Below are 16798 nucleotides of genomic sequence, written 5' to 3'. Positions count from 1 at the left end.
CTTGACCGGTCAGGTCAATTATCAAAATCGATTTCTTCCATGATTTTCAGCGCCGCAGGCCGTGCCGCCGCCACATCGCTCAGCGAAACCGTGTCGGGCGTGAAGTCGCCCCAGCCCTGCACCAGCGCCGACCGCGCCACCCCGTCCTTGACCGGGAATTCGTGGTTTTTCTCGGCATAGATGCGCTGCGCTTCGTCCGAGGCCAGCCATTCCATCAGCTTGAGCGCCGCCTCCTTGTTAGGCGCCGCCTTGGTCATCGCAACGCCCGAGATGTTCAGGTGCGACCCGCCATCCTGAAACACCGGAAAGTCGATCCGTACCATCTCGGCGGTGGGCTTGGTTTCGGGGTCGCTCAGCATCTGGCCCATGTAATAGGTGTTGCCCAGCGCGATATCGCATTCGCCCGCCGCGATCGCCTTGATCTGGTCGCGGTCGCCGCCATTCGGCTTCTTCGCCAGATTGGCCTTGATCGCTTCGGCCCAGGTTTTGGCGTAATCCTCACCGTGGTGAACGATCATCGCCCCCAGAAGCGCGATGTTGTAATCGTTGGTCCCCGACCGGATGCAGATGCGCCCCTTCCACTTGGGATCGGCAAGATCCTCATAGGTCGTCACTTCGCCTGCCTGCACACGGTCTTTGCTGGCATAGACGATCCGCGCCCGCGTGGTCAGCCCGAACCAGTGGTTGTCGGTATCGCGCAAGGTGGCGGGAATGTTGGCTTCCAGCACCGGATCGACCACCGCCTGCGTCACCCCCGCATCGACGATCTGTTTCAGCCGCGCGATATCCACCGTCAGGATCAGGTCAGCCGGCGACCGCGCGCCTTCCGCAACCAGCCGCTCGGCCATGCCCTTGTCGACAAAGGCCACATTGGTCGTGATCCCCGTCTCGGCGGTGAATGCATCCAGCAAAGGCTGGATCAGCTCGGGCTGGCGGTGCGAATAGATGTTCACTTCCTCGGCCAAAGCAGGCAGGGCGACCGAGGTCAGGCCAAGGGCGAGAAGCGAGAGGGAAAGGCGCATGTGGCGCTCCTGAATAGCGAAAACCGATGCGCCCCATAAACCCGACTATTTTACTTGGGTCAATACCTGAGTGAAAAAATCAGGTATCACGCTTTCGCGAAACTGCCGCCTTCGCCGCCTTCTCTTCGGCCTTCGCCCGGTTCCACAGCGCGTCCATCTCGGCCAGATCACTGTCTGCGGGGCGCTTGCCCGCTTGCGCCAACCATTCCTCGATCCGCCCGAATCTTCGCGTAAACTTGGCATTTGCGCCGCGCAACGCAGCCTCGGGGTCCACCTCCAGATGCCGCGCAAGGTTCGCCATGACGAAGAGCAGATCGCCGAACTCCTCTTCGACCTCGGTCTTGGTCAACACCTCGCGCGCCTCGACCAATTCGGCCGCCTCTTCCGCGATCTTGGCCACCACTTGTTCCGTCGACGGCCAGTCGAACCCCACCCGCGCCGCCCGCTTTTGCAACTTTACCGCCCGCACCAGCGCAGGCAGCCCAAGCGCCACCCCGTCGAGCACGCCCGCCCCACCTTCTTTGGCCGCCCCGCGCTCGGCGGCCTTGATCCGCTCCCAATCCGCGGTCTGCTGCGCCGACGACTTGTCGCGGCTCTCGTCACCGAACACATGCGGATGTCGCGACAGCATCTTGTCGGAAATCGCCCGCACCACCGCGTCAAACCCGAACAGCCCGGCCTCCTCGGCCATCTGGGCATGGTAGACCACCTGAAACAGCAAATCGCCCAACTCGCCCGGCAATTCGTCCCAAGCCTCGCGTGCGATCACATCGGCCACCTCATGCGCCTCTTCCAGCGTATAGGGCGCGATGGTGCCGAAATCCTGCTCCAGATCCCACGGGCAGCCGCCCACCGGATCGCGCAGCCGCCGCATGATCTCGACCAGCCGCAGTATCTGCCGTTCGGGCCCACCTCCGGTGTCGCGCACCAGATCGTCGCTCATGGTCCGGTCAATGTCGGGTGCAGCCATTGCAGCCTCCGTGCTTTTCAGATTTGATCAAACGCCAGAATACCGAACTGACACGCGCCCAAAGGAAGCCCGCCATGCCCGTCCTCAACCGTATCGCAGCCTATGCAGACGAAATGAAGGGCTGGCGCCGCCACCTGCACCAAAACCCCGAACTCGGCTTCGATTGCTACAATACGGCCGCCTTCATCGCCGACCGCCTGCGCGAGATGGGGGTGGATGAAATCCACGAAGGCATCGCCAAGACCGGTCTCGTCGCCATCATCAACGGGCAGGGGCAGGGGGCCACCATCGGCCTGCGCGCCGATATGGACGCACTCCCCATCGCCGAAATCACCGGCGCCCCCTACGCCTCGGCCATCCCCGGCAAGATGCACGCCTGTGGCCATGACGGCCACGTGACCATGCTGCTCGGCGCCGCCAAATACCTGTGCGAAACCCGCCGCTTCACCGGCCGCGTCGCCCTGATGTTCCAACCTGCGGAAGAAGACGGCGGCGGCGGTCAGGTCATGGTGGACGAGGGCGCGATGGACCGTTTCGGCGTTTCGCAGGTCTACGGCATCCACAACGCCCCCAACGTGCCCTTCGGCCATTTCCGCACCACACCGGGGCCGATCATGGCCTCGGTCGATACCGCCACCGTCACCCTGACCGGCAAGGGCGGCCACGGCGCCACCCCGCATGACTGCATCGACCCCGTGGTCGCCGTCGTCGGCATGGTAAGTGCGATCCAGACGATCATCCCCCGCAACGTCTATGCACTGGACGAGGCGATCATTTCCGTGACGCAAATCCACACCGGTACGGCGTCGAACATCATCCCCGAAACCGCGATGTTTCAGGCCACCATCCGCGCCTTCGCCCCCGAGGTCCGCGCGCTTCTGAAGCGCCGCTTCCACGAAATCGTCGAAGGCCACGCGCTCGCCTATAACGTCAAGGCCGATGTGCATTACGACTGGGGCTATCCCGCAACCATCAACCATGAAGCCGAAACCACCTTCGCCGCCGATGTCGCGGCCGAGGTTGCTGGCGCCGACGCCGTAGACGGCAATTCCGCCCGTGAAATGGGGTCGGAAGATTTTTCCTACATGCTCGAAGCCCGCCCCGGCGCCTATCTCTTCCTCGGCACCGGCCCCGGCGCGGGTCTGCACCATCCCGCTTATGATTTCAACGACGAGGCCGCGCCCATCGGCGCATCCTTCTTCGCCCGCCTCGTCGAACGCGCCCAGCCGCTCGCCTGACCCCCCACCCCGACCCTCCCCCTCTCAGGGGAGGGCGCATCTTTCTTCCAGCGGTGCACCCGGCCTCTCGACGCCTCTGGCCAAGACGGGATACGGTCACGTAAGCTGCGATCCGATCCGATATCCATACCGCAACCTCCATCTGTCGCTTCCGATCCACCGCCGATCAGTGCCATCCGGACCGAACGCCTGACCCTGCGCCCGTTCACGCCCGCCGACGCGGACGCGGCCTTTGACGCAATCACCCCGTCGCTCACGCGTTTTCTGGCCTTCGACCCGCCCCCCTCCCACGCTGCCTTCGAAACCGTCTGGCGCCGGTGGCTCGTTACCATCGCGGATCGGACCGATCTGGTTTTCGTGATCCGCCATGGCGGAACGGGCCTTTTCATCGGCCTGTCGGGCGTCCACGCAACGCTGTCCCCCGAACCTGAACTTGGCATCTGGATCAGCGAAACCGAACAGGGGAAGGGCTACGGACGGGAAGCCGTGCGGGCAGTGGCGACATGGGCCGCGACGGTGTTCAGCCCGCAGGCGTTCCGCTATCCCGTCGCAGAGGCCAATGCCGCAAGTCGCCGGATCGCCGAAAGCCTTTGCGGCACCGTCATCGCCCGCGAAGCCACGCCAAAGTTCGCATCGGTCGTCTATCGTATCCCTTCGCCCCGTCCCTGACGTTCACCACCGGTAAGGCCGCGCCGAATCCAGAGCGCCCAACGCCGTCCCCAACAGGGGGCCATACGCGACTCCATGCAAACGCCCCCTTCGATTGAGAGGGTCAAGGGGGGTCAAAGCGTCAGGCAAAGGCCGACAACCCGCTTCACCCTTCCTTAATTCCTTAACCGATCTTCACGAATTTGGTGCATTTGTCTGCATCCCCTGTGCATGATTCGCCGCGCCAAATTATGGTTAATTCCCGCCCCGATCCGCTTGACACCCCGCCCCGCCTCCTGTTCCCTGACAGCAAGCCGATCCGCAGCGTCTCGGCCGCCCGAGCGACGCTGCTGCCTGTGACGGATTCCCCCAATGGCCCTCGAAGACGCGAAATCCGAAGTCGATACCGCATTCACACGCGCCAGCCAGCGCGGCTATGCGTTTGAAAACGCCTTTGGCGGCGCCACCAGTTTCCTGCGCCGGACCTACACCAAAGACCTCGCCGGCGTCGATCTCGCCATAACCGGCGTGCCCTTCGATCAGGCCGTCACCCACCGCCCCGGCACCCGCTTCGGCCCGCGTGCGATCCGCGAGGCCTCGACCCTGCAACCCTACGACCCGCCGCATGGCTGGCCCACCAACCCCTTGGAAGAGCTCAACATTGTCGACTACGGCGACCTCGCCTTCGACTACGCCCACACGGCGAGCTTTCCGCAAACGCTTACCGACCACATCGCAGGCATCCTTGCCGCAGGCGCAGGCACCGTCACCCTCGGCGGCGACCATTTCATAACGCTTCCCATCCTGCGCGCCTATGCCGCCAAATTCGGCCCCCTGTCGGTGATCCATTTCGACGCCCATTCCGACCTCTGGCCCGATGACGACATGACCCGCATCGACCACGGCACCTTCCTTTACAAGGCGGTCAAACTCGGCCTCGTCGATCCGGCCCGTTCCGTGCAGATCGGCATCCGCACCACGACCGAAGATTACCTCGGCTTCAATGTCATCACAGCGCGTGATGTGCATGAACAAGGCGTCGCCCAAACCGTCGCCCGCGCCAAGGATATCGTCGGCACTTCAGCAACTTACCTTACCTTCGACATTGATGCGCTCGATCCCGCCTTTGCGCCGGGAACAGGCACGCCGGTCTGGGGCGGCCTGCACTCGTGGCAGGCGGCGGCCTGCTTGCGCGACCTTGCGGGCATCAACCTCGTCGGCGGCGACGTGGTCGAGGTGTCACCCCCCTATGACACGACAGGCGCCACCGCCATCGCGGGCGCCCATGTGGCATACGAGCTGGTCTGCCTCTACCACTGGGCGCGGACGCAGCGTTAATCATGGCCCGCAACGCAGGTGCTATAATGATCCCCATGTTTCTGGCCCTTCTCGCCGTTGTCGCAACCGCAGCCTTCGCGGCCTACGTGCGTCTCGCACCTTCTGATCCGGGGCGCTGGAACACAGACCTCCTGACCGACCGCGCGGCCGATTGCGCGGTCGCCGCTGCCGAAGGCTCTGCCCGCTTCGCCTGCCTTTATGACATGCCGCCCGAAACGCTCTTGCAACGCCTCGACGCCATCGCTCTGGCCCCCCCCCGCACCATGCGGCTGGCAGGCGACCCCGCCTCGGGCCGCATAACCTGGGTCACCCGCTCGGCGCTCTGGGGCTTTCCCGACTACACAACCGCGCAGGCCACTTCGACGCCGCAAGGCACCCGCCTTGACCTCTACGCCCGCCTCCGCTTCGGGCGCAGCGACATGGGGGTAAACGCCGCCCGCCTGACGGATTGGACGGCGCAGTTAACCCTTCGTTAACACCTTCATCCTTGGTCAAATACTCCGGGGGTGCGGGGGCTGGCCCCCGCTGTGCGGCTGCCCCTTGACCGCCACCCGTTCCCACGCCAAACCCTCCCCATGGTCCCACTCGATAAACTCGCCCAGATCACCCAGCGCTTCGAATTCCTCGAAGCCCGTCTCAACGCAGGCGCGCCGCCCGCCGAAATTGCGGAAATATCCCGCGAATACAGCAATCTGAAACCCGTGGCCGACCAGATTGCCGCCTATCGCCGCGCGCTTGACGACCTGTCCGACGCCCAAGCCATGCTGTCAGACCCCGAGATGAAAGCCCTGGCCGAGGATGAAATCCCCCGCCTCCGCGCCCTGATCCCTGATTACGAACACGCGCTGCGCCTTGCGCTGCTTCCCAAAGACGCCGCCGACGCCCGCCCCGCGATCCTCGAAATCCGCCCCGGAACGGGCGGGGACGAAGCCGCCCTTTTCGCCGCCGACCTGCTCAGGATGTACCAACGCTACGCTGAACGCATGGGCTGGCGCTTCGAAATCCTCGACCAGCAATTCAGCGACCTTGGCGGCATCAAGGAAGTCACCGCCCACGTCCAGGGCGAAGGCGTCTTCGCCAAGCTCAAATTCGAATCCGGCGTCCACCGCGTCCAGCGCGTGCCCGAAACCGAAGCCCAGGGCCGCGTCCACACCTCGGCCGCCACCGTCGCCGTCCTGCCCGAAGCCGAGGAGGTCGACATCGACATCCCCGCCACCGATATCCGCATCGACACAATGCGCGCCAGCGGGGCAGGGGGCCAACACGTCAACACCACCGACTCGGCCGTCCGCATCACCCACTTGCCCAGCGGAATCATCGTCACCAGTTCCGAAAAATCCCAACACCAGAATCGCGCCATCGCCATGCAGGTCCTGCGCGCCCGCTTGTATGAGATCGAGCGCGAACGCCAAGCCAACGACCGCGCCGCCGACCGCAAGGCGCAGGTGGGATCGGGCGACCGCTCCGAACGCATCCGCACCTACAACTTCCCCCAAGGCCGCCTGACGGACCACCGCATCAACCTGACCGTCTATTCCCTCGCGGCCGTCATGCAGGGCGACATCGACACCATCGTGAACGCGCTCGTCGCCCACGACCAAGCCGAAAAACTCGCCGAGATGGAGGCATGACCACCCTCGCCGACGCCCTGCGCGCCGCCATTCCCCGATTGCGCGACGCCGGTATCGAGGATGCCCCCCGCGACGCCCGCGCCCTCTTGTCCTTTGCGGCACGCGTGCCCCCGGACCGCCTGACCCTGCATCTGCATGACGATATCGCGTCCGAAGCGCTGGCCCGCTATGACGACGCCGTCACCCGCCGCGCAAACCGTGAACCCGTCAGCCACATCATCGGCCAACGCCTGTTCTGGGGCCGCTCGTTCCGCGTAACCCCCGACACGCTCGACCCGCGTCCCGAAACCGAACTCCTTGTACAAACAGCCCTTTCTGCTCCCTTCGCATCGGTCCTCGACCTCGGCACCGGCACCGGCTGCATTCTTCTCTCGCTGCTCGCCGACCGCCCCCAAGCAACCGGCACCGGCACCGACATCCACGCCCCCACCCTTGCCATCGCCGCCGAAAACGCGGCGAAGCATGGCCTGACCGACCGTGGCAGCTTCCTCGCCTCCGACTGGCTGGCAGAGGTCACGGGCCGCTTCGACCTGATCGTGTCGAACCCGCCCTATATCGCCGAATCCGAATTGCCCACCCTCTCGCCCGAGGTTCTGTATGAACCCCGCCGCGCCCTGACTCCGGGCGGTGACGGCCTGTCGCCCTACCGCAAGATTGCCGCTGCAGCCTCCGCGCATCTCGCCCCGAACGGCCGCCTGATCGTCGAGATAGGCCCGACCCAAGCCCTCGCCGTCGCTGGCATTTTCGCCGATGCAGGCCTCACCGGCATCCGTATTCTGCAAGACCTCGACGGTCGCGACCGCGTGGTTGCAGCCCACCTTGCCTGAGCTGCGGGAAATCCGCCACATCGGCGGGTTTCCATCGGCAAAATCACCGTGCGCTGCGCCGCCTCGCACAGTTTCCCCTTGTAATCTGCCGCAGTCGGTGATTACTCGAACTACGCGGCGGGGCAGGGCGAAGGCTCCCCCTTGCGGATTATGCCAGACATGCTCGTAACGTCCCCATCCGGTTGGATCAACTGCAAGGGCGTTCGCAGATAGCCAGGTCTTTTGGACCAAAGGACAAGATGAGATCTTCCAAGTCCCGCTCGCGTTCCAAGGCGAACCGCCCGCGCACCCTCGGCAATATCATCAACCGCGTCTTCGAAAGCTCCGGCCCCGAAGGCAAGGTGCGCGGAACGCCGCAGCAGATCATCGAGAAGTATCAGCTTCTCGCCCGTGACGCGCAGCTGTCGAACGACCGCGTCGCAGCCGAGAATTTCCTGCAACACGCCGAACACTACACCCGCCTTCTGGGCGAGGCCCAGCGCGAGATGGCCGCCGAACAGGAAGAGCGTCAGCGCAACCAGGTTCAGAACGGCAACAGCCAAGGCGGAAATAGCCAGCAGGGGAACTACCAGCAAGGCAATGGCCACAGCGGCAATGGCCAGAACGGCAACGGCCAGCAGGGCGGCTACCAGCAGGGTGGCAACAACGCCAACCGCGACCGCGACACCTGGCGTGACCGCAACGACAATCGCGACTACCGCCCCGATGATCGCAACGACCGCAACGACGATGATCGCCATGCCGCACCCTCAGGCGATTATACCGCCGATGGCGATGCCAATCTCGTCGACACGCCCGAAGCCCGCCCCTACCAGCCGCGCCGCGACGACCGGCAGAATGATCGTCCCCAGAATGATCGTTCGCAAAATGACCGCCCGCAGGGCGGCCAGCAAAACGGCAATCAGGGCGGCGAACGTCAGGGTAACGAACGCCGCGACCGCGGCGAATTCCGTCGCCGCGACGACCGTCCGCAAGGCGACCGCCCAAATCGTGACACTCCTCAACAAAACGATAACAACCAGCCGCGTCAGGACCGTCCCCGTGACGACCGCCCCCGCGACCAGAATCGTGACCGTCCCCGTGAGGACCGGCCCCGTGAGGACCGTCCGCGCGATCAGAACCGCGAAGACCGCCGCGACCAGCAGCCCAAAGCCGAACCCGTAGCCGACGCTCCGGTGGCCGAGACACGCGTTGCACCGCCCGTTGCCGCACCTGTGGCAGCTCAAGCCTCGCTCCCCGGCGTTCCGGCAGCCGAGGCAGAAGCCGCACCGAAAAAGCCGCGTGCGCCCCGCAAGCCCAAGGCCGAAAAGCCAAAGGATGACGGAAACGACAACGGCGGCGGCGGCGGCTCGCAGGAAGCAGCCGAGTAATCCTTTTTTAACCAACCAACAAAAGGCCGGACCATCAGGTCCGGCCTTTTCCGGTTCAGCCCGCAACTTCCCGCGCCAAAGCGCAGAACCCTTCCAGCGAAATCTCTTCGGCCCGCGCTGTCGGCGCAATTCCGGCCGCGACCAGCTTTTCCTCGATATCCGGCCCCATCCCCTTCAGGCTCGACCGCAGCATCTTGCGCCGCTGGTTAAAGGCCATCGCCGTGATCCGTGCCAGAACCGCCCCGTCCGCCGGATAACGAGGGCTGTCCAGCCGCGTCAGATGCACCACCGCCGAATGAACCTTTGGCGCAGGGGTAAAGGCTTCGGGCGGCAGGTGCAGCACGATCTTCGCCTCGCAGCGCCACTGCACCAACAGCGCCAGCCGACCGTAATGCTCGGTCCGGGGCTTGGCCACGATCCGCTCGGCAACCTCGCGCTGGAACATCAGTGTCAGGCTTTCCCAAAAGGGCGGCCAGACCTTGGGCGTCAGCCAGCGAACCAGCAGTTCTGTCCCCACATTATAGGGCAGGTTTGCCACCACGCGGATCGGCGGCGTCAGATGCGACAGTACATCAACCTCCAGCGCATCGCCGTTGATCACCTGCAATCGGTCGGGATAAGCCGCTGAGATCTCGGCCAAAGCGGGTAGGCAGCGGGGGTCCTTCTCGACCGCCAGCACCCGCCGCGCGCCCTCGGCGAGCAAGCCCCGCGTCAACCCGCCGGGGCCGGGCCCGACCTCGAGCACATCGCAGCCGCTCAGATCGCCAGCCTGTCGCGCGATCTTGGCGGTCAGGTTCAGGTCGAGCAGAAAATTCTGCCCCAACTGCTTTTTCGCCACCAGATCATGGTCGCGGATCACATCGCGCAGCGGCGGCAGCCCGTCAATCGCAGCCATCGTTCCCCCGTTCATCGTGGCGCAAATAATCTGGGGGTCCGGGGGCACAAAGCCCCCGGCGCTTACCCCAGACGCGCCTTTGCCATCTGTTGCGCCATTCTCAGGGCGGCGACAAGGCTCGACGGATTGGCGATGCCCTTTCCGGCAATGTCAAAGGCCGTGCCATGATCGGGCGAGGTGCGGATGAAGGGCAAGCCAAGCGTCACATTCACCCCGCCATCGAAATCGATGGTCTTGATCGGGATCAGCGCCTGATCGTGATACATGCAGACCGCCACGTCATATCCCGCCCGCGCCTTGGCGTGAAACATCGTATCGGGCGGCATCGGGCCGCGCAGATCAAAACCCTGGCCCCGCATCCGTTCGACCAGCGGAATGATCCAGTCGATCTCCTCGCGCCCCATAATCCCGCCTTCGCCAGCGTGCGGGTTCAACCCCGCCACGGCTATACGCGGGGCCATGATCCCCAGATCGCGCCGCAATCCGGCGGCGGTGATGCGGATCGTCTCTTCCAGCGTTTCGGGCGTCAGGAGGCGCGGCACCTCGGACAAGGCCAGGTGGATCGTCGCAGGCACCACCCGCAGCGCAGGGCAGGCCAGCATCATCACCACCTGCCTGACCCCGCCCAGATGGGCCAGAAATTCGGTATGGCCCGGAAAGGCGAACCCCGCCCCGTCTTTCAGCACCTTCTTCGAAATCGGCGCTGTGCATATGGCCGAAGCCTGTCCGCCTTGAACCAAGGCAACCGCCCGCGCGATAACGTCGATTACCCCTTGGGCAAGCGCAGCATCAGGCTGTCCAGGCGTCACGTCCTGCGCAAAAGCATGCGCCAACACGGGCAAGGCACCATCGGCAACGTCACCGACCTCGGAAGGGTCCGAAATCACTATGTAATCAGTCCCTTGCGGCAAATGCCTCGGATCGCCGATCCAGAAGAACGGAACCTCGCGCCCGAGCATCCGCCAAGCCGCAACAGCGATTTCAGGACCGATCCCGGCCGGATCACCACAGGTCAGGGCGACCGGAGCGGTCACGGCGCTTCGATGATCGCTTCCGACCGAAGCTCTTCCATATAGGCATCGGCAAGCACTGACAGTTGGCGGTTGCCAAGCTGGCTTCGCACGGCCTCGCGCTGGGGGTCCGGCTTGACGAAATCGTCCTCGGTTGTGGCTGGCGCATCGGTCGCGGCATCAGGCTTCGGCGCGGCCTCGGGTGCTGGCTCGGCAGCAGCATCCGCTGCCGCAGGTTCGGGCTGCACACCGTTGCGAAGGCAAAGCATCAAAAGCTCGTTATACCCGTTACGCTCCCGTACGACCGCCTCGCCCGGATCGAGCTTTGCAAGTGCAAGCCCGATATCCTGCGGCACCGCGGCCATTGCAACTTCTTCTACCACCGTCAGGCGTTCGGCAGGCAGACCCCGTGCCAGCGGGTATAGGTCGGCGCAGCCGTCAACTGATCCCGCAATCGCCGCCGCGTCCTGTTCCGGCGAAACGGCGAATTGCGCGTAGCTCACCTTTACATCGGTCGGTGCAGGCGTCTCCAGATCGCTGATCCCGTTCAACTGGAACAGCACGACGGCCTGCGGTACCACCACAGGGTCCGAAACCTCACCCGGTGCAAGACCAAGCAACTGCCCCGAAATTGCGGGAGGCAGATTGCTCAGCGGCAACCACTCGAGCCGTCCGCCGCTTTGCGCCGTGGGCGAGGCAGAATATTTGCGCGCCGCCGAGGCAAAACCACCTTCGGACCCCAGATTCGCTTTGATATCGCGCACTTCGGCCAAGACATCTGCCGGATCGGTTCCTTCGGGAACCGGAACCACCAGTTCCGAAAGCAGCAGTTTCACGTCCGGTTTGCGCGCTGCTTCGGCAAGTGCACGGTCGATCTGGGCTTCCGAAATCCGGACCGTGCCGCCAAACTTCTGTCGCACCACCTCGCGCCAGAGCAGACCCGCGGTTACGAAATCGCGGAAGGTTTCGGCGTCCACCCCTTCGACGTTGATCGCCTTGATGAAGGCGGGAACGTCCAGATTTGCGCGGGCGGCGAATTCCTGCATCCCGGCGGTCACCTGCTCGGGTGTTAGCTTGATGGCCAGTCTTTCGGCTTCCTGCGCGCTGATCCGGTCCGTTGTCAGGCCGGTCAGGGCCGTCTTTTCCGGATCGCCCGGTGCGCGCAGCACCTGCAAGAATTTGATCCTTTGCTCGACTTCGTAATTCGAAACGACCTGACCGTTGATCACCAGTCGCGGCGCGAACAACCCGCCGCTGTCCTGTGCAAAGCCCGCTCCGGCCAATGGCGTAACGAAGCTCAAGGCCATCGCAGTGCCCAAAGCACAGGCCAGTTTCGAACCATTGCGTCGCATCATGCCCTCATCCCGCATCTTACCGCCGACACACCTGCGCCGGACCGGCACTTTCGCCGCCGCCGAAACCGGTCAGTTCCAGCGTCACGCCAAAGCGTGTGTCTGCCAATACACTAGTCGACGTTGAGAAGCGGCGCGAGAGCGAAAGATCGAGCAAGACGCACTCGTTCTTGAACTTCAGGCCCAATGCCGCCCTGCTTGCCGAGTCTTCGATCAGATCATACCGGCCTGACGCTTCCGTGCTCCAGTTGTCGGTAAGTTTGTATCCGCCGAACATAACAAGCTCGGAAATGTCGTCGCCGCGGAATTCATCCGCATCTGCGACCGACCAGATATAGCCCGAGCTTAGCGTCAGCCGTTCTCCATAATACAGCGCGTCGATCTCGCCCCGCGCCACACCCGACGTCTCGTCGGCGATGATCCGTCCGGAAGCGTAAAGCCCGGTGCCTGTCTCGAAATGGACAGACGCGAGCCAAAGCGACGAGTCGCCCGCAAAACCGGATGCGGCACTGAACCCGTCATTGGCTTCGGCGCGCAGCACTTGGCCGACGGTTGCGCCAAGCGACCATCCGTCCGGATCGTATCTGGTCCAGGAAAGCCCGAGGTTGGCATGCAGGCCCGTCTCGACTGCATCGCTTCCGGGGTACCTGTTCAGCGACATCAGGCTCGCCTCGTCGAACTCCACAAGGATCGAATCCTCGTTGGGAATGTTCGCGTCGCTTGCTTCGGCTGCGATGATCTGGAGCACGGGCTCCAGAACGTGACGCGCGCCGTCTTTGCCGTTCTTGACCAGCGGCCAGCGTAATTCGACTCCGCCAGCACCCCAAAGACGGGCAGAACTTCCGGCGAAGACCGGGTCTTGCGCGACATCGTAGAAATCGAGTCGCGTTTCGCCCAGAACCGCACCCAACACACCGCCCGGAAGAACCCAGTCGCGCCGCCAGTCCGCACCGATCGACGACCTGGCAACGTCGCGTCCGTCGGGCACGGTGTCTCCGTCCGTGTCCAGCTCGGAAATCGACCGGCGCAGGTGCCCATGGCTTGCGAAGCGCAGATTGCCCATCCCGCCAAGCCCGGTAAACCGTTTTTGCCAAAGCGCGTCCCCGACGATCGAGGGGATGCTCGATGCGTTCTCGGCCGTCCGCAGCGACTTGATGCCGCGCAGGTTTCCATAGACCAACTCGTCGTGCCGGACCCGCGTTAAGACGACGAAACTTGTCAGGCGGTCGGCGTCGCTGATGTCGTAATCGGTCAGATAGGCGCGGTCACTGACCAATTCGCCGTGAAAAGTCAGCTGGAACGAATTGGGCAAGGCAAAGCTGCCGTCGGCGAAAAGGTAGCCGCGCAAACCTTCCTTCGTCTGGTCTCCGGCAAGGCCCGACACGACCGTAAGGTCGCCATTCTCGAAGGCCTGGCGATAGCGCAGTGTCAGGCTTCGGGCTTTGTCGCTTGTCAGGAACGGTGTGACGGTCACATCACGCGATGCGCCGAGCGTCAGAAAATACGGCAATTCGATACCTGTCCCGAAGGTGGTCGAGCCGCTGAACTTGGGCAGGAGAAAGCCGTTTGCCCGTTTCAACGTCGGATCGGGCAACCGCAAACGCGGTATATAGAACACCGGCACGCCCGCCAGCCTGAGCTGCGCCCGATCGAAATAGATCTGCCGTTCCTGCTGGTCATGCGTGACCCGTCTCGCCCTGATTTCCCAAAGCGGCGTGTCACCTTCGGCACAGACGCGGCAGCTCGATGCAACCGTATCTTCCAGCTGCAGATAACGCCCGCCGATCCGCCGCGCTTCTGCCGATGCCATTTGCAATTGGCTGTTCAAGACCACGCGGGCACTTGTCAGCAGCCCTTCGGTCATATCGGCGGCCAAATCGGCCTGATTGGCCAGAATGACCGTGTCGCCGGTTTCGTCGGTCAGACGGATCGGGCCTTCGACAATCAACCGGCCTGCGCTCTGGTCATAGACGATGCGCGAAGCGGTCAGGCGGCGACCTTGAAAGAACACCTCGACGCCGCCTTCGGCGATCAACACCGAGTCACCCTCGATTTGCAGGTTGTCTGCAACCAATGTCGCTCTGTCCTGCGCTGAGGCTGGCAGGCCCAGACAAAACGCCAAAGCGAACGAGGCCAGAAGCAGACTCAGGGATGGGGTGGCAACCATCAGCCGTCCTCCAGATGCAGTAACAGGCCTAGCGCCATCATCACGGCTGCCACCGGCGGGCTCCACGCGGCGAGAACGACGGGAATCTGGCCGTTTTCACCCAAGACTTGGGCAAAATTTCGCAGAAAGAAAATGGCAAATCCGCTCAGAACGGCGCAAAGCACCAATGTTCCGGTCTTGCCGAACCGCGCATGTCGCATGGTGAAGCCTGCAGCGACCAGCACCATGGCAATAAGCAGCAAGGGTTGGGCCAATTCCATCTGGAACCAGACCTGATGGGTTCGGGCCGAAAAGCCCGCGCGTTCCAGACTGTCGATATAGTCGGGCAGGGACCAGAACGCGATCATCGAGGGCTTTCCGAAACTATCGCGGATGCCCTCGGCGGTCAGGTCCGATGCCAGCCTGTAGCCGTCCGGTTCCACTGTCGCTTCGGCCTCGGGGTTGGGTTTGGTCAGGTCCCAGCGCTTGGCACCATCCAGAAGCCACGCGCCTAAGTCGAGACGCGCCCTGCTTGCCTCGATCCGCTCGGTCGGGTTTCCGTCCGGCGCGAATTTCAGGAAGGTTGCCTCGAACAGTTCGGTCGCATCCTGGCTGCTGCGGGCGGCCGAGATGACGGTTTGGCCATCCTCGTTGCCCTGCCGCATCCAGACCCCGTTGGCATTGACCGACAGCACGCTTTCCGTTCCTGCGGCGAGATCGGCCTGCGCGTTGACATAGGCCCGTGTCATGGCTGCAACAAAGGGGTTGAGGACCGAAACGGCAAGCAATCCCACCAGCAGTGCAGTGCAAACCGGAGCCAACAGAAACCGCAAACCCGACCGCCCCGCCGCCCGAACTACCACCAGTTCCGAACTGCGGGCCAGCCCGATGAAAAGTGCGATGGCCGAAAGAACGACGATCAGCGGGAAGATGCGATACAGGCTTTCGGGGACGTTAAGCGCGGCAAGCCATAGCGCGGTCGTGACGCCCGCCCCCCTGTCGGTGACCCCGCGCAGTTGGTCGATGGTGTCGATCAGCAGAAGAATGCCGTAAAACACACCCGACACGCGCAGAAGCATCATGAGAAACCGCCTTGCGATGTACAGGTTCAGGGTCATACGACGACCCTGCGACTGCGCCGCGGACGTTGCGACACCCAGAGGAGCAGCACCGAAATCAGGCACCCCGTCAGCGGCCCGGCATAAAGCGTTGGCCAAAGCGCCACGTTCTGCAGGGTGAGAGAGGTGCTCGTGGTGCTGATGAGTTGCACAAGAATCAGCCCGATCACGGCGCCAAGAATTTGCCGCCCCAATCCGAACCGGCTGAACGCGCCTATCAACAAAGCCGAAAAGCCGAGCATTGCCGAGGCGAGGCTTAGGAAAGGTTGGCTCAACCGCGACTGGATCTCGCGGGTTACGGCGCTTTGCGTTGCCGGATCGGCCCAGTCCAGCCCGCCTTCGGGTGTGAAAAGCGCAAGGCTCGTCAGATCGCGGGGCTCCGGCCCGCGCGCTTTGGCAGTCTGGATGATCGTTCCCAGATCATAGGTCGCATCCGCGAAACGGGTGATCGACAGCTTGCGCGACCCGTCGCGGTCGAGCCGTTGCGACGTGCCGTCCAGCATCAGCAGCTTAGGACCCGTTTCGCTTCGCACGATCAGCGCGCGGCTGGCATTATAGACGGTGCGGACAGCCCTGCTGCGATCGTCGGCAATGAATACGTCTTCCAATTCGCCTTTGTCCGTGATGTCGCGGATATATAGCGTGACCCCCGACGCAGGCTGCATGAACTGACCCTCGTTCATGTAGCGGGCCGTCATATCCTGCGAAAGCGCCTGCTGGCGCGTGTTGAGCATGGCATTGCTCCATGGAACGAGCAGGTTCATCAAGGCCAGATGAAGCAGCGTGACGATCAGCCCAAAGTAAATGATTGGACGTGCCAGACGGAACGAGGAAAATCCGGTGGCCTGCATCACCACCAACTCGCTTTCCTGCATCAGGCGGTTGGTGACGTAGACGGTCGCGGCAAAGGCGGCGACGGGCAGCACAAGCCGGATCGCATTTGGCAGGATGAGCAAGGAAAACTCAAGGAAAACAAGGGCGGATTGGCCGTCGCCAAGCAATTTGTCGAACAGGCCGACCGCGCGGTTGATCCAGTAGACCGTCACCAGGATCAGGGCGAAAAAGCCGAACAGCGCAAGCAATTGCGACAGCAGATATCTGTCGAATCTCGACACGCGCCCCAGCCCCCCGTTTTTTGTTGATGGCAAGCTATCGCAAACGGAAGGCGGGGAAAACTGCTATCTGGTCAAGCCGGTCGGAGCGGGCTAGCGTTCGCTCAATGCGGCGAGGCAA

At 63.5% G+C, this 16798-nt stretch carries 14 protein-coding genes and 1 pseudogene; 7 read left to right on the top strand and 8 right to left on the bottom strand.

Features of this window, described 5'->3' with window-relative positions; genetic code table 11:
- Positions 1-14 precede the first annotated feature (14 nt).
- Positions 15-1022 carry a Fe(3+) ABC transporter substrate-binding protein gene (locus tag HYN69_RS09040; protein WP_108435452.1) on the bottom strand — a complete coding sequence of 336 codons (1008 nt, stop codon included), beginning with the start codon at positions 1020-1022 and terminating at the stop codon, positions 15-17.
- Positions 1023-1101: 79 nt separating this feature from the next.
- On the bottom strand, positions 1102-1965 hold the full coding sequence (mazG, locus tag HYN69_RS09035; RefSeq protein ID WP_108437120.1) for a nucleoside triphosphate pyrophosphohydrolase: 864 nt from the start codon (positions 1963-1965) through the stop codon (positions 1102-1104).
- 101 nt (positions 1966-2066) lie between these two features.
- On the opposite strand from mazG, the gene HYN69_RS09030 reads away from it, so the two are divergent.
- The 7 genes and pseudogenes from HYN69_RS09030 to HYN69_RS21360 all read left to right on the top strand — a co-directional run.
- Entirely contained in the window at positions 2067-3230 is a 1164-nt protein-coding gene (locus HYN69_RS09030) for a M20 aminoacylase family protein (RefSeq protein ID WP_108435451.1), read from the top strand.
- 90 nt (positions 3231-3320) lie between these two features.
- Positions 3321-3899 carry a GNAT family N-acetyltransferase gene (locus HYN69_RS09025; protein WP_216824684.1) on the top strand — a complete coding sequence of 193 codons (579 nt, stop codon included), beginning with the start codon at positions 3321-3323 and terminating at the stop codon, positions 3897-3899.
- Between the two features lie 351 nt (positions 3900-4250).
- Positions 4251-5216, top strand: a complete 966-nt coding sequence (gene speB / locus HYN69_RS09020; protein ID WP_108435449.1) for an agmatinase — start codon at positions 4251-4253, stop codon at positions 5214-5216.
- Positions 5217-5242: 26 nt separating this feature from the next.
- A complete protein-coding gene (locus HYN69_RS09015; RefSeq protein ID WP_230426359.1) occupies positions 5243-5692 on the top strand; it encodes a DUF1499 domain-containing protein in 450 nt (149 codons plus the stop codon).
- 99 nt (positions 5693-5791) lie between these two features.
- Positions 5792-6847, top strand: coding sequence for a peptide chain release factor 1 (gene prfA / locus HYN69_RS09010; RefSeq protein ID WP_108435448.1), 1056 nt, complete (start codon positions 5792-5794; stop codon positions 6845-6847).
- Complete coding sequence (prmC, locus tag HYN69_RS09005; RefSeq protein ID WP_108435447.1) at positions 6844-7674, top strand: peptide chain release factor N(5)-glutamine methyltransferase; 831 nt, start codon at positions 6844-6846, stop codon at positions 7672-7674. Before prfA ends, prmC begins: the two co-directional genes overlap by 4 nt.
- A 239-nt stretch (positions 7675-7913) precedes the next feature.
- Positions 7914-8189: pseudogene (locus HYN69_RS21360) on the top strand (DUF4167 domain-containing protein); the annotation flags it as partial.
- 910 nt (positions 8190-9099) lie between these two features.
- Here HYN69_RS21360 and rsmA read toward each other — a convergent pair.
- The 6 genes from rsmA to lptF form a co-directional block, all read right to left on the bottom strand.
- Entirely contained in the window at positions 9100-9939 is an 840-nt protein-coding gene (gene rsmA, locus HYN69_RS08995) for a 16S rRNA (adenine(1518)-N(6)/adenine(1519)-N(6))-dimethyltransferase RsmA (protein ID WP_108435446.1), read from the bottom strand.
- 62 nt (positions 9940-10001) lie between these two features.
- Positions 10002-10973, bottom strand: a complete 972-nt coding sequence (gene pdxA / locus HYN69_RS08990) for a 4-hydroxythreonine-4-phosphate dehydrogenase PdxA (protein WP_108435445.1) — start codon at positions 10971-10973, stop codon at positions 10002-10004.
- Positions 10970-12304 (bottom strand): peptidylprolyl isomerase, encoded by a 1335-nt coding sequence (locus tag HYN69_RS08985; protein ID WP_159082410.1) that lies wholly within the window; start codon positions 12302-12304, stop codon positions 10970-10972. The genes pdxA and HYN69_RS08985 overlap by 4 nt, the downstream gene beginning before the upstream one ends.
- Before the next feature lie 16 nt (positions 12305-12320).
- The gene (locus tag HYN69_RS08980; RefSeq protein WP_108435443.1) at positions 12321-14468 is read right to left on the bottom strand and encodes an LPS-assembly protein LptD; all 2148 of its coding nucleotides are present in this window, start codon (positions 14466-14468) and stop codon (positions 12321-12323) included.
- Positions 14468-15565 (bottom strand): LPS export ABC transporter permease LptG, encoded by a 1098-nt coding sequence (gene lptG, locus HYN69_RS08975; RefSeq protein ID WP_108435442.1) that lies wholly within the window; start codon positions 15563-15565, stop codon positions 14468-14470. The genes HYN69_RS08980 and lptG overlap by 1 nt, the downstream gene beginning before the upstream one ends.
- On the bottom strand, positions 15562-16680 hold the full coding sequence (gene lptF, locus HYN69_RS08970) for an LPS export ABC transporter permease LptF (RefSeq protein WP_108435441.1): 1119 nt from the start codon (positions 16678-16680) through the stop codon (positions 15562-15564). Before lptF ends, lptG begins: the two co-directional genes overlap by 4 nt.
- Positions 16681-16798 lie beyond the last annotated feature (118 nt).

Source organism: Gemmobacter aquarius (genome assembly GCF_003060865.1).
In the GTDB taxonomy this organism is placed as follows: Bacteria; Pseudomonadota; Alphaproteobacteria; order Rhodobacterales; family Rhodobacteraceae; genus Paragemmobacter; species Paragemmobacter aquarius.
Note: the sequence above shows the minus strand (reverse complement) of the source record. Positions and strands in the feature narration are given on the sequence as shown.

Coding starts and splice junctions, on each gene's coding strand:
- HYN69_RS09040 (WP_108435452.1), bottom strand. CDS start 1,022: ATGCGCCTTTCCCTCTCGCTTCTCGCCCTTGGCCTGACCTCGGTCGCC.
- mazG (WP_108437120.1), bottom strand. CDS start 1,965: ATGAGCGACGATCTGGTGCGCGACACCGGAGGTGGGCCCGAACGGCAG.
- HYN69_RS09030 (WP_108435451.1), top strand. CDS start 2,067: ATGCCCGTCCTCAACCGTATCGCAGCCTATGCAGACGAAATGAAGGGC.
- speB (WP_108435449.1), top strand. CDS start 4,251: ATGGCCCTCGAAGACGCGAAATCCGAAGTCGATACCGCATTCACACGC.
- HYN69_RS09015 (WP_230426359.1), top strand. CDS start 5,243: ATGATCCCCATGTTTCTGGCCCTTCTCGCCGTTGTCGCAACCGCAGCC.
- prfA (WP_108435448.1), top strand. CDS start 5,792: ATGGTCCCACTCGATAAACTCGCCCAGATCACCCAGCGCTTCGAATTC.
- prmC (WP_108435447.1), top strand. CDS start 6,844: ATGACCACCCTCGCCGACGCCCTGCGCGCCGCCATTCCCCGATTGCGC.
- rsmA (WP_108435446.1), bottom strand. CDS start 9,939: ATGGCTGCGATTGACGGGCTGCCGCCGCTGCGCGATGTGATCCGCGAC.
- HYN69_RS08985 (WP_159082410.1), bottom strand. CDS start 12,304: ATGATGCGACGCAATGGTTCGAAACTGGCCTGTGCTTTGGGCACTGCG.
- HYN69_RS08980 (WP_108435443.1), bottom strand. CDS start 14,468: ATGGTTGCCACCCCATCCCTGAGTCTGCTTCTGGCCTCGTTCGCTTTG.
- lptG (WP_108435442.1), bottom strand. CDS start 15,565: ATGACCCTGAACCTGTACATCGCAAGGCGGTTTCTCATGATGCTTCTG.